At 35.4% G+C, this 12839-nt stretch carries 13 protein-coding genes and 1 other annotated feature; of the genes, 3 read left to right on the plus strand and 10 right to left on the minus strand.

Annotation, left to right across the window (positions count from 1 at the left end):
- Nucleotides 1-81 precede the first annotated feature (81 nt).
- The 4 genes from B7R65_RS21910 to nadB all read right to left on the minus strand — a co-directional run bounded on the left by B7R65_RS21910 (nucleotide 82) and on the right by nadB (nucleotide 5515).
- Entirely contained in the window at nucleotides 82-1851 is a 1770-nt protein-coding gene (locus B7R65_RS21910) for a SafA/ExsA family spore coat assembly protein (protein WP_088042868.1), read from the minus strand.
- Between the two features lie 208 nt (nucleotides 1852-2059).
- The gene (gene nadA, locus B7R65_RS11155) at nucleotides 2060-3169 is read right to left on the minus strand and encodes a quinolinate synthase NadA (protein WP_088042869.1); all 1110 of its coding nucleotides are present in this window, start codon (nucleotides 3167-3169) and stop codon (nucleotides 2060-2062) included.
- 25 nt (nucleotides 3170-3194) lie between these two features.
- Nucleotides 3195-4022, minus strand: a complete 828-nt coding sequence (gene nadC, locus B7R65_RS11160; protein ID WP_088042870.1) for a carboxylating nicotinate-nucleotide diphosphorylase — start codon at nucleotides 4020-4022, stop codon at nucleotides 3195-3197.
- 11 nt (nucleotides 4023-4033) lie between these two features.
- Nucleotides 4034-5515, minus strand: a complete 1482-nt coding sequence (nadB, locus tag B7R65_RS11165) for an L-aspartate oxidase (protein ID WP_179194842.1) — start codon at nucleotides 5513-5515, stop codon at nucleotides 4034-4036.
- 139 nt (nucleotides 5516-5654) lie between these two features.
- Here nadB and B7R65_RS11170 point away from each other — a divergent pair, with 139 nt between their 5' ends.
- A complete protein-coding gene (locus tag B7R65_RS11170; protein ID WP_088042872.1) occupies nucleotides 5655-6809 on the plus strand; it encodes an IscS subfamily cysteine desulfurase in 1155 nt (384 codons plus the stop codon).
- Nucleotides 6802-7341, plus strand: a complete 540-nt coding sequence (locus B7R65_RS11175) for a transcription repressor NadR (RefSeq protein WP_088042873.1) — start codon at nucleotides 6802-6804, stop codon at nucleotides 7339-7341. Before B7R65_RS11170 ends, B7R65_RS11175 begins: the two co-directional genes overlap by 8 nt.
- Before the next feature lie 40 nt (nucleotides 7342-7381).
- Here B7R65_RS11175 and obgE read toward each other — a convergent pair whose 3' ends face one another.
- From obgE to B7R65_RS11205, 6 genes are all read right to left on the minus strand, one after another.
- Nucleotides 7382-8668: a GTPase ObgE gene (obgE, locus tag B7R65_RS11180; RefSeq protein WP_088042874.1), complete on the minus strand. Its 1287-nt coding sequence runs from the start codon at nucleotides 8666-8668 to the stop codon at nucleotides 7382-7384.
- A 14-nt stretch (nucleotides 8669-8682) separates the two neighbouring features.
- Complete coding sequence (locus B7R65_RS11185; protein WP_088042875.1) at nucleotides 8683-9225, minus strand: Spo0B C-terminal domain-containing protein; 543 nt, start codon at nucleotides 9223-9225, stop codon at nucleotides 8683-8685.
- 266 nt (nucleotides 9226-9491) lie between these two features.
- Entirely contained in the window at nucleotides 9492-9782 is a 291-nt protein-coding gene (rpmA, locus tag B7R65_RS11190) for a 50S ribosomal protein L27 (protein WP_088042876.1), read from the minus strand.
- Between the two features lie 16 nt (nucleotides 9783-9798).
- Nucleotides 9799-10134: a ribosomal-processing cysteine protease Prp gene (locus tag B7R65_RS11195; RefSeq protein WP_088042877.1), complete on the minus strand. Its 336-nt coding sequence runs from the start codon at nucleotides 10132-10134 to the stop codon at nucleotides 9799-9801.
- 9 nt (nucleotides 10135-10143) lie between these two features.
- Entirely contained in the window at nucleotides 10144-10452 is a 309-nt protein-coding gene (gene rplU, locus B7R65_RS11200) for a 50S ribosomal protein L21 (RefSeq protein WP_088042878.1), read from the minus strand.
- Between the two features lie 14 nt (nucleotides 10453-10466).
- Nucleotides 10467-10544: a sequence feature (ribosomal protein L21 leader region), on the minus strand.
- Between the two features lie 60 nt (nucleotides 10545-10604).
- Nucleotides 10605-12056 (minus strand): Rne/Rng family ribonuclease, encoded by a 1452-nt coding sequence (locus B7R65_RS11205; RefSeq protein ID WP_179194843.1) that lies wholly within the window; start codon nucleotides 12054-12056, stop codon nucleotides 10605-10607.
- A gap of 202 nt (nucleotides 12057-12258) precedes the next feature.
- Here B7R65_RS11205 and B7R65_RS11210 point away from each other — a divergent pair, with 202 nt between their 5' ends.
- Nucleotides 12259-12825 carry a glycosyltransferase family A protein gene (locus B7R65_RS11210; RefSeq protein ID WP_256941283.1) on the plus strand — a complete coding sequence of 189 codons (567 nt, stop codon included), beginning with the start codon at nucleotides 12259-12261 and terminating at the stop codon, nucleotides 12823-12825.
- Nucleotides 12826-12839: the final 14 nt, after the last annotated feature.

The following is a 12839-nucleotide window of genomic DNA, read 5'->3' on the forward strand; positions in this document are numbered from 1 at the left end:
GCACAGTGATTTCTGTTTCAGTAATTTCAGGCATACTTTGATATAATGGTAGCCAAATTTTTAATTCATTAATTGAAACTCTTATTGAAGCATTAACGGCATTGTTTGTGGGAAATTTTCATTTGGTCCGTAATATGCTGGCATTGTTTGTGGGAACGGCCCATTTGGACCATAATATGCTGGCATTGTTTGCGGGAATGGTTGATTTGGTCCCATATATGCTGGCATTGTTTGTGGGAAGTTTTCATTCGGTCCCATATATGCTGGCATTGTTTGTGGGAAATTGTCGTTTGGTCCCATATATGCCGGTAATGTTTGTGCGTTTGGCCCTGAGTAAGCCGGTAATGTTTGTGCATTTGGTGCAGGTATAGGTGCTGGAATTGGTGCTGGTAGTGGTGTTGGCACTGGTGCTGGTAGTGGTGTCGGCACTCCTCCTGTTGCTGGTGGTGCTGTTCCAGTCATTCCCGGAAGCAGAGGCATTTGACCAAAACCTGGTGTCGCCGGTAACCCAGTTCCACCTTCTCCTCTACCTGGATAGTATGGATAATTTTCATTTGGACCCATATATGCTGGTAATGTTTGCGGTACATTCGGACCATAATAAGCCGGTAATGTTTGTGGCGCATTTGGACCATAATAAGCTGGCATTGTTTGTGGCGCATTTGGATTTGGTCCCATATATGCTGGTAATGTTTGTGGTGCGTTTGGATTTGGCCCCATATATGCCGGTAATGTCTGAGCTTTATTTGTTTGAGCAGGTGATACTTGTTGATTTGGTTTGCCTGTTTGGACCGGTGATACTTGTTGATTTGGTTTTCCTGTTTGAATCGGTGATACTTGTTGATTTGGTTTGCCTGTTTGAACAGGTGATACTTGCTGATTTGGTTTGCCTGTTTGAATCGGTGATACTTGTTGATTTGGTTTGCCTGTTTGGATCGGTGACACTTGTTGATTCGGTTTGCCTGTTTGAATCGGTGATACTTGTTGATTTGGTTTGCCTGTTTGAATCGGTGATACTTGTTGATTTGGTTTGCCTGTTTGAATCGGTGATACTTGTTGATTTGGTTTGCCTGTTTGAACAGGTGAAACTTGTTGATTCGGTTTTCCCGCTTGGATCGGTGACACCTGCTGATTTGGTTTTCCTGTCTGTACTGGTGATACTTGTTGATTTGGCTTACCTGTTTGTACTGGTGATACTTGTTGATTTGGCTTTCCAGTTTGTGCTGGTGATACTTGTTGATTTGTATTTGGCGTAGTTGGAGAAACTAATGATCCTGGGAAGTAGTTTTTTTTCTCTGACATGTTTTGTCCTCCCTTGGTGTTCACATTTAGCATACTTTCATTTATTGGATTATTATTTGTTACTGGCGAAACTACTTGCGGTATATTCGCGTTTGGCTTTCCAGTTTGAACAGGAGATACTTGTTGATTACTATTATTTGCAGCAGGAGATACAGTTGGCTTTGCAGGTGGAATTGGTACTTGAATAACAGGTTTAATCGTTGAAGGTGAAACTTCTACATTAATATTAAAAGTATTATTTTCAACTGGTTTTGTAGTAGCTGGTGCAACTGGTGTAATTTCTTCAACGGGTTTAACTTGTTCTTTTTCATTTTCCAAATCCAACTTAATACTTGTTTTTGGCTCTTTTGAAAGCTGAACTTCCTTTTGAGAACCTAAAGGAGTTTGTTTTTCTTTCATTTTTTCCGGCACCTTAATTTTCATGCCAGGATAGATCATGTCTGGATTACTTAATTGCGCATTTAATTTGACTAATTCGTCATAGTCGATATTATATTTCTGAGCAATGCTCCGAAGAGTATCGCCCTTTTGAACTATATGAATTCTCACCTTTTCCCCTCCTGACCAATCGCCGCTACGTTAGATTGTACACAGTTAGTACCTCACAACAATGTATGTCTGTAAATTTGTATTTATGATTGAAGGAAATTTAATTTATCTTCTAGAGCTTGTATAATTATTTACTTTTTTCATGCTTTTTCTATAAAAAAATCATCTAGTCAAAGCGACTAAATGATCTTCTTAATACTATTTATTTTTAAGCCAACTCGAGCATTTTATCTAATGCTTTAATTGCATCTTGTGCAGTTTCTTTATCCACTTTAATAATATTTTGAATCGTACCTTTTTCAATATTTTCTAACGACCATAATAAATGTGGTAAATCGATTCGATTCATTGTTAAACAAGGGCACATAAATGGATTTAATGAAATAATTTCTTTATCTTGATGATTCTTGATAATTCGTTGAACTAAGTTCATTTCTGTTCCGATCGCCCATTTACTACCCGACGGAGCTGCCTCAATTTGGTCAATTATATATTTAGTTGAACCATTATCATCACTTGCAGCTACAACCTCTCTAGAACATTCAGGATGCACGATAATTCTCATATCAGGATGGTCTTTACGTACGTTTTCGATATTTTTAACTGTAAAGTTTTCGTGGACAGAGCAGTGACCCTTCCAAAGAATTACTTTGATTTTATTAATATCGCCATCATATTCTAATGTGTCTGTAATTGGATTCCAAATTGCCATTTCATCTAGTGGAACTCCTAAATCAAATGCGGTATTACGGCCTAAGTGTTGATCAGGTAAGAATAATATACGTTCTTTTTGAGTAAATGCCCATGAAACAACTTTCTTGGCATTTGAAGACGTAACCGTCGCTCCATCATTTCTACCAACAAATGCTTTAATAGCTGCTGTCGAATTTACATATGTTAATGGAACAATTGTATCACCAAACAGTTTTTGTAGTTCAGCCCATGCACGGTCTGTTTGATGATGATCCGCCATGTCAGCCATCGAACAACCAGCACGCATATCTGGTAAAATGACAATTTGTTCATCTTCAGTTAATATGTCTGCAGTTTCTGCCATAAAATGTACGCCACAAAATACGATATACTTCGCTTTTTTATTATTTGAAGCCACTTGAGCTAATTGAAGAGAATCACCTGTTGAATCAGAAAATACTACAACTTCTTCTTTTTGATAATGATGTCCAGGAATGAATAGAGTGTCACCTAATCTCTCTTTTATCTCTTTCACCCTTTTTTCCATTTCTTCAGTCGACAATGTATAATATTCTTCAGGAATTTGATATCCTTCGTTTTTTTGAATCATATCTAAAACGTTCATTTTCCCCACTCCAATCCCTTTTCAATTACAAATAGAAACTTATATCTAATGCTTTTACTGAATGAGTTAAGCATCCCAATGAAATTACATTTACACCACAATTTTGGAAGCTAGCTAAATTCTCTAGTGTGATTCCTCCAGATGCTTCAGTTGTGATTGTTTCAGGTACAAGTTTAACAAATTGCTTAATTTCCTCAGGTGTTCGGTTATCAAACATAATGACATCCGCTCCTGCTTCAACCGCTTCTAGCACTTGTTCTTCTGTTTCTGTTTCAACTTCAATTTTAACCATGTGTCCTAGCTTATTTCGTAAAGCTTCTACCGCGTTTTTTATTGAGCCAGCAAATGCAATATGGTTATCTTTAAGCATAACTGCATCATAAAGACCAAAACGATGGTTTGCTCCACCACCACAAGTAACGGCATATTTATCAAATAACCTTAAACCTGGCATTGTTTTTCTAGTATCAACTAATTTAATTCGATCATCGTTAAGTGTTCCAACTGCATTGAATGTCATCGTTGCAATTCCACTCATTCGTTGTAATAGATTTAGCATTACTCGTTCGCCTGATAACAATACTTGTACAGGACCTTCAACTTCTGCGATCATTTGACCTGCTTGAACAGTCTCTCCATCTTGCACATGAAGTACAACATGAATATCTTCATGCAGTAATTTATAAGTCATTTCGATTAATGAAGTTCCTGATATTACTCCACTTGCTTTTGATACTACTTTTCCAGTTGAACGTTCGTGAATTGGAAATATATGAATTGAAGACAAATCACCTTCACCAATATCTTCTAATAAAAATTGCTCGATCATTTTCTTTGCTTTTAAAGTATTCATGATTTCTCCCCTTATAAATTAGCTGGCTGATTAATCTCTTCCATAAAGTGTGCGCCAATACTCTCTTTTCTACATAAACCAGATTCCGCAATCAACTTTCCAGTGATCAGCATATTATATCTTTCTATTTCATCCATTTTCATCGGTTGCAATTCCATCTCATCAGACTCTAAAAAATGAGAAAAATAATCGATAGCTTTCTTAAGACGTTCTTCATTTCTAACAATTCCAACATAATTCATCATTATTTCTCTTATTTCATTTTTTGTTGGTAGCGGCCTCGTTCTAGGCACGCTATATTTAGGTAAGTTTAATTCCATCGTTTCAATAGGCAACTCAGCTATGAATCTAGCAACTTTCTGTCCAAATACTATTCCTTCTAAAAGTGAGTTACTTGCAAGTCGGTTGGCCCCATGAACGCCCGTACAAGCAACTTCTCCAACTGCATATAACCCTGAGATATTTGTTTCTCCATTTGTTGTTGTTTTTACCCCACCCATATGGAAATGCGCTCCTGGTACAATTGGAACCAAACCATTCTCAATATCAATCCCATTATTTATAAGATTCATAGAGATTGTTGGGAATCGTTCTTCAAAATTCTCTATTGAATGAATAGCTAAGAATACATCCTCACCATTTTTCATTTCATTAAAAATTGCTCTACTTACAACATCTCTAGGCGCTAAATCTTCAAATGGATGAATTCCTTTCATGATTCGACGACCACTTTTAGTTACGAGGTATGCCCCTTCGCCTCTTACAGCCTCCGAAACTAACCCTTTGCATTCTCCATTTATATAAAGCATCGTTGGATGAAATTGAACAAATTCTAAATCTTCCATTTGACATCCGGCGCGATACGCCATTGCAATCCCATCACCAGTAATGGATTTATTATTCGAGCTAAATTGATACATTGCTCCGATACCACCGGTTGCAAGTAATGTCGTATTTGCATAATAAGGCATTAATTCACCGTTTTCATTTAGGGCATAAACGCCTATACAACGTCCATCTTGAATCATTAAATCAATGGCCATCTCATTTTCAATAATCGTTATTTTATCTTTTACACGCTCATACACAGCTTTAACAAGGTGTTTTCCTGTTGCATCGCCACCTGCATGAAGTATTCTATTTTTACGATGTGCTCCTTCTCTTCCAAGATGATACTCACCGGTTTGATTTTTATCAAATTCCATTCCCAATGTAACAAGATCATTTATCGATTTTGTCCCTTGTTTTACTAATTCCTCTACTGCTAGTGTATTATTTACATAACAACCTGCCTCAAGAGTATCTTGTTGATGTAGCTCCCAGGAATCGTCTTCTGACATAACAGCAGCAATTCCACCTTGTGCTAGCATTGAGTTACTGTCCCAGACTCTTCTCTTTGTGAATAGAATCACATTTCTAGACTGACAAATTTCCTCAGCAGCCATTAAAGCAGCAATTCCACTGCCAATAATGACAACATCTGCTTTTCGCATAGTTGCCCTCCTCCATTTACACATACATCTATTTAAAATTTATCATATTTATAAAAAGCTGTCTTGACACCTATATTTACATATATTTAAACTAATGACAAGAAATTTTTTTTGAACGAATCAAATAGGAGGCTACAAAGTGATTTATTTAGACTATGCTGCTACAACACCAATGAGTGAGGAAGCACTTGAAACCTTTGTTTCTGCCTCAAAAAATTATTTTGGGAACGAAAGAAGTTTACACGATACAGGCTCAAACGCTTCATTATTACTAGAAGCTTGTCGAAAGCAATTGGCAAGTTTTCTGAATGCAAGTCCCGCATCAATTTACTTTACTAGTGGAGGAACAGAATCCAATCTCCTTGCTATACAAACACTTTTAAAAAGTGCAAAGAAAAGTGGACGTCATATTATTTCAACTACACTGGAACATTCATCGATTAGCAATTATTTCAAAGTATTGGAAGAACAAGGATATGAAATAACCTATGTTCCAGTTTCTAAAGATGGAATTGTTTCTCTAGAATTAATTGAACAAGAAATTCGCGATGATACGATTTTAGGGATCTTTCAACATGTAAATTCAGAAATTGGCGCAATCCAACCAATAAAAAAAATTGCGCATTTATTTAAGCCTTTCAATATAATGCTTCATTGCGATTGTGTACAATCATTTGGAAAATTAGAAATCAGTCTCGCTGATTTGGACGTATCAAGTATAAGCATCTCGAGTCATAAGCTATACGGACCTAAAGGGGTTGGCGCACTTTATCTAAATCCAAAATTATCATGTCAGCCGATCTATCCAGGAACATCCCATGAAAGTGGCATTCGTCCGGGGACAGTAAATGTACCTGCAATCGCATCTTTTGTAACAGCAGCTGGACATTTGATAAGTAAACGTCAAGGTGAACAAAAAAGAATAGAAGCCTTAAAGCATTCATTTAAAGCCGAATTTCAAGATGTTCAAAAAATTGTCGTTTTTGAAGGTTCTGATGAGGACTGTATTCCTAATATAATTGGTATGAGGATCGTTGGTCTTGAAGGACAATTCGTGATGCTGGAGTGTAATAGACATCAATTTGCAATTTCAACAGGAAGTGCATGTGCTATCGGCATGCAGAAGCCATCTGATACTATACTCGCAATTGGTAGAAGTGAACATGAAGCTAAACAGTTTTTTAGGATTTCTATCGGACAGTTTACTACACAGGATGACTTGATTAAACTATCTACTATCTTAAGATTAATTATGAAACAAAATTTAATAACCGGGGATATGACAAATGAATAAAAAACTTTTAGGGGAAGAAAGAAGACAAAAAATACTACAGTGGTTAAAGGAATCAGAAAATCCCATATCTGGGAACTCATTGGCAAAAAGAGCGAATATCAGTCGCCAGGTTGTCGTTGGAGATATTACATTATTAAAAGCAAAGAATGAGCCTATTCTAGCTACTGCACAAGGTTATATATATATTCATCCAGACAAAGGAACTCAAAAAATACAAAAAGTTATAATTTGTCGTCACTCTCCTGCGGAAACACAAACAGAATTAGAAATTTTAGTCGATCATGGGGTAACCATAAAGGACGTAATGGTAGAACATCCTGTTTATGGATACATCACTGCACAATTACAAATTACAAATAGATATGATATCGCCATTTTCATACAAAAAATGAATGAGACTAAGTCATCACCATTATCTAATTTAACGAACGGCACACATCTGCATACGATTGAGGCGGAAAATGAAGAACAAATTACAAGTGCCTTATCTGCATTAAAAGAAGCACAGATACTTATAGATTCTCCTTCATAATAAAAAAGGTAAGCATGTAAACTGCTTACCTTTTTTATATTTAATCGATAAATTCGAATTCATATTCAGAAATTTTAACGATATCACCATTTTTCGCGCCACGTTCACGTAAAGCTTCATCGATTCCCATTCCTCGCATTTGACGAGCAAATCGACGAATTGATTCTTCACGTTCAAAATTAGTCATTTTGAATACTTTTTCTAACTCTTCACCTTTAACTACAAACGTTCCATCGCTTTCACGTGTAATCTCAAATGTAGGAGCTTCTTTTTGGTATTTATAAAGAACTCGTAATGGTTTATCCTCTTCTTCGTCATGAAGTGGGAATTCTGGAGTCGTTTCAACTAAATCTGCTACAGTAAATAATAAATCACGTAAACCTTGACGTGTTACTGCAGAAATTGGGAAGACTTGAACTTCATCTCCAACCTGCTCTTTAAATTTAATTAAATTTTCTTCAGATTCTGGAATATCCATCTTGTTCGCAACGACTACTTGTGGTCGCTCAGTTAAACGTAAATTGTATTCTTTTAGCTCTTGGTTAATTGTTAGATAGTCATCGTAAGGATCTCTTCCTTCAAGACCTGACATATCAATCACATGCACGATTACACGAGTTCTTTCAATATGTCGTAGGAATTGGTGTCCAAGACCAACACCTTGATGAGCTCCTTCAATTAGACCTGGTAAATCTGCCATTACAAAACTACGATTATCTTCTGTTTCAACAACCCCTAAATTAGGAACGATTGTCGTAAAGTGATATTCAGCAATTTTTGGTCTAGCTGAACTTACTACTGATAATAATGTTGATTTACCTACACTCGGAAAACCAACTAGCCCAACATCTGCTAAAACTTTTAATTCTAGCTGGATGTTACGTTCTTTACCTGGTTCACCATTTTCAGCTATTTCTGGAGCAGGATTCGCCGGAGAAGCAAAACGACAATTCCCGCGTCCTCCACGTCCGCCTCTAGCAATAATTGCTGTTTGACCATCCATAGTAAGGTCAGCTATTAATTCCCCCGTATCAGCATCCGTTACAATCGTACCAGGTGGTACTTTAACGATCATATCATCTGCATTCCTACCATGTTGACTTTTTGACATACCGTGTTGACCACGATCTGCTTTAAAATGACGCTTATAACGGAAATCCATTAATGTTCTTAAACCTTCATCAACTCGAAATACAACATTGGCACCTTTGCCTCCGTCGCCACCAGCTGGACCACCTTTTGGAACGTATTTCTCACGACGGAAAGCTACCATTCCGTTACCGCCGTCGCCACCTTTTACAAATATCTTGACTTGATCAATAAACATAAATCCACCACTCTTTATTTTTCCAATTTAAATTCAATACTGCATTCATCTGTTTCACAAAAATATGACATCATTCGAATCTTTGAAGTGTCATTTGATGATGTGACAATCCATTTTAACATTTCTTCTTTCCTTGTTAGTTTACCTCGGAAGTCAAAAAAGAAACAAACTGTTTCATCATTTATTTCAATTGTTAGGCTAACGTAATTCTCCTCGTAAATATGTACCCATGATTCTAGTTTACCTAAAAATTCACGAATCCAATCTGTCATAATTGCGTCTAAATTTTTTAGTGAACATGGTTCACCTAAAATTTCATAATCTAGTACAATCGTTCGAGGTTTCCAATTATACGTAATTATAAATTCCGCAAAAGTAGGAATTTGTAATGAACATATTTTGGCTTCATTCAAAGAATCAGCAATTATTTTCGTCATTGTTTCTTCAAGCCGTTCAGCTTGACCTGTAGCCATATATCCTTTTATTAATTGAATTCGATTTAACCAATCATGACGTGAATGTCTTAATACCTCTAGAACGTCCCATTTCTCCTGCATCGTACTCTCCTATAGGTTTACATTTTTGAAATATAAGAAGGCAATAATATAAAGTAAACTCGGCATTTGATAAATCACTATCGTAAGTCTTCGCCACTGTTTATCTTGTAAAATGCTCGAGTATTTGGAGCATATAGTTTGAGAGGTTACTTTATCATAAAAATACAATTATTAATTTCACGAAAAAGCAAAAAGATAGAAAATTAAAACTGTCAAATGTACAGAAAAACTCTAACCTAAAAGGTTAGAGTTTCTAAGTTAGTTTCTTAAGCTTCTTGAGCTACAGGGTATACACTTACTTGTTTGCGGTCACGGCCTAAACGTTCGAATTTAACAACGCCATCAACTTTCGCAAATAAAGTGTCATCTCCACCACGACCAACATTTACGCCTGGGTAAATTTTAGTGCCGCGTTGACGGTAAAGAATCGAACCACCAGTTACGAATTGTCCATCAGCACGTTTAGCACCTAGACGTTTCGAAGCTGAGTCACGACCATTTTTTGTACTACCTACTCCCTTTTTAGAAGCAAATAACTGAAGATTTAATTTTAACATGGTTACACCTCCTGTTTTACTCGTTTATAGTGACATAGTCACCGTAACTTGCTGCGATCGATTGTAAAGATACAAGCATCGCCTCAAGGATAAGTTGCGCTTTTTGCATTTCTTCATTGGTCAAATTCATAGGTAATTGATATTTCAAGATACCTTGTTTTTCATCAATTTGCGTATATGATTCTGCGTCAATGTTACAAAGAGCTTCCAATGCATTTACTGTTCCTATTGAAACAGCTGAAATACCAGCACAGACAATATCAGTACCGTATTCAGAAAAAAATGCATGTCCACTTATAATAAAGGAACAAATTCGTCCATCTTGTAAACGTTCAATTGTTATATTTGTCATTACTTAAAATTAAGCGTTGATTTTTTCGATAACAACTTTAGTGTAAGGTTGACGATGACCTTGTTTACGACGGTAGTTCTTTTTAGATTTGTATTTGAATACAAGAATCTTTTTAGCTTTACCGTTCTTTTCAACTTTAGCAGTTACAGAAGCACCTTCAACAGTTGGGCTACCAACTTTAATGCTTTCGCCACCTACGAATAAAACTTTGTCGAATGTAACAGTGTCACCTGCGTTTGTATCAAGTTTTTCAATGTAGATAACTTGACCTTCTTCAACTTTGATTTGTTTTCCACCAGTTTCAATAATTGCGTACATAATTGCACCTCCTCAAATAGTCTAAGACTCGCCAATTACAGGCATGCTATAATTAGCACTTTAATACCTGCTATGTGCGGTTGTAGCACGGTGCGCTACAAACAATAACATTATGATGTTACCATGTTGCAATATGAATGTCAACAACTACTTCAGCGTTGAACTCTGTCTATATACCCAGAAATCTCCTTATTTGAACCTGTTCTCACAATGTCATAGAAATGGATTTTTGAAGGAATTATTTTAAGATATATCTTCATAAATAATGCTTTTTCAAGCCTATCTATATGTTCATCATTCTTACCTTTTAGTAAATCTGCAACTTCTTGATTACATTCCACAAGTAATGCTTCATAATCACTATTGGCTACTTCCCAGAGTTCTCTTTCTAATTCAAAAGCAACTTGCTCTGCACCTTTTACCATTCCACTTCCATTACAAATTGGACATTTTTGATGTGTCGCCTCTATATGCGAGTGAGTTGTTCGCTTTCTAGTTAGCTCAAATAATCCTAAGTCTGTAAAACCAAACAATTTTGTAACCGCACGGTCATCTTTAAAAGATTCCTTTAAGAGATCATATATATTTTTTTTCATCTCTGCTGATTGCATATTGATAAAATCGATTACGACCATCCCACCGATATCTCTTAGTCTCAATTGACGAGTAACCTCCACTGCTGCTAATTGATTTGTTTGAAAGATCGTTTCTTCTCGATTATGTTTCCCATTAAATTTACCAGTATTTATATCAATTACAGTCATTGCCTCAGTCTGTTCTATTATTAGAAATGAACCATTTTTCAACCAAACAATTGATTTAAATGATTTATCAATTTGTTCTTGAATTTTATAAGCATCAAAAATATTTTCTTTGCCTCTATATAAACTAGTTTGTACCGTTACAGGCAAATAGTTTTGACAAAGTAAGAAATCGTCAACGATAATTTCACTAATTGTATTAGCCGGATGAAGCTTGAAGAATTTATTGAATAAAGAGTTGGCTTCCCAAACACAAGTTATTTTTTTAGAAATTTGCATCATCGATTTAAATTCCGATTGAAAATTTTTCAATTCATTTAAGACATCATTCTGATCTGCTTCATTACATGAGGATCTAAATATTACTCCTTCATTACCATCCGTATATTCTCTTCCTAGTGAATAGTATTTATTGCGAATGGTTTCTTTTTTTATTTTATTAGAGACAGCTATCTGTTTAGTAAGTGGAATATAGACAACATAGTCTCCTGAGAATTCTAGGTTATTTGTAAGCTTTGGGCCTTTTTCATCAAACGCATCCTTAATTACTTGGACAAGTACATATTGCCCTTTTTGAAATGTTCTTTTTATAGCTTCGTCCGCACCATTCTGTTGGATTCGACCTTCAACAGTATCTTCAAATCTCATAAAACCATTTTTATTTAATCCTATATCAACAAATACGGCATTTAATTTCGGTAAGACATCTTTTATTTGCCCTAAATATATATTTCCAACAAATGAACTTGTGTCTGCTGAAGAAAACCATTCAACTAATTGTTCATTTTCAATTACGGCAATTCTTTTTTCTGAATGCTTTACATTCATAACAACTTTCTTCAATTTCATCTTCCTAACATCTTATAATACCTATCATTTTATTCATTTCGATAAAAAAAAGCTAGCTTCTGAAATTCTCTACAGTACTTTTACAAAATTGTTGAATAACATACTAGAGTATTTAAGTTGGCTCTGTTAAATATAATTACACCTTAACTTAGCCAAAAAGTTAAAATTGATTATTTTATTAATTAGGAGTGATAAATTGAGTATTGCTCTATCTATCCTTATTCCTTCCGTTCCAGAAAGAATGAATTATTTAACTAAACTGATGAGTGAGCTAAATAAGCAATCACAAAATTTCCCTGTTGAAATTTTAGTACTGTTAGAAAATAAAAAAAGATCGATCGGTGAGAAGAGAAATATACTTATTGAACAGGCGCAAGGAGAATACGTAGTATTTATTGATGATGATGATCGTGTGGAGTCAAATTATATTGAAGCGCTTTGTACAGCAATAAATGAAACTAAAAATGTCGATTGTATTGTCTTTGATGTTTTAGTAAATTACAATGACCAATTTTCTAAGGTTTGTAAATATGGATTAGAACTTGAACATGGCGAGGATGCAACTTATTATTACCGTAAACCAAATCACTTGATGTGTTATTCAAAGAAAATCGCAGCTGCTCACAAGTTTTTGAACATAAGTTACGGTGAAGATGATGAGTGGGGATCAAGAGTTTCAAAAGATATCATAAACCAGAAACGTTTATCATCTATCTTATATTATTATGATTACATTCCTAAACCTCCAACATGGTACGCTTAATATTCCTAGGATTA

The sequence above is a fragment of the Bacillus sp. EAC genome (assembly GCF_002156875.1).
Classification (GTDB): domain Bacteria; phylum Bacillota; class Bacilli; order Bacillales; family Bacillaceae_G; genus Gottfriedia.

Excerpts from the sequence above, each read along its gene's own strand:
- rplU (WP_088042878.1), bottom strand. The coding sequence starts at position 10,452 with ATGTACGCAATTATTGAAACTGGTGGAAAACAAATCAAAGTTGAAGAA.
- B7R65_RS11185 (WP_088042875.1), bottom strand. The coding sequence starts at position 9,225 with ATGCAGGAGAAATGGGACGTTCTAGAGGTATTAAGACATTCACGTCAT.
- nadC (WP_088042870.1), bottom strand. The coding sequence starts at position 4,022 with ATGAATACTTTAAAAGCAAAGAAAATGATCGAGCAATTTTTATTAGAA.
- B7R65_RS11195 (WP_088042877.1), bottom strand. The coding sequence starts at position 10,134 with ATGACAAATATAACAATTGAACGTTTACAAGATGGACGAATTTGTTCC.
- nadA (WP_088042869.1), bottom strand. The coding sequence starts at position 3,169 with ATGAACGTTTTAGATATGATTCAAAAAAACGAAGGATATCAAATTCCT.
- nadB (WP_179194842.1), bottom strand. The coding sequence starts at position 5,515 with ATGCGAAAAGCAGATGTTGTCATTATTGGCAGTGGAATTGCTGCTTTA.
- obgE (WP_088042874.1), bottom strand. The coding sequence starts at position 8,668 with ATGTTTATTGATCAAGTCAAGATATTTGTAAAAGGTGGCGACGGCGGT.
- B7R65_RS11175 (WP_088042873.1), top strand. The coding sequence starts at position 6,802 with ATGAATAAAAAACTTTTAGGGGAAGAAAGAAGACAAAAAATACTACAG.
- rpmA (WP_088042876.1), bottom strand. The coding sequence starts at position 9,782 with ATGTTAAAATTAAATCTTCAGTTATTTGCTTCTAAAAAGGGAGTAGGT.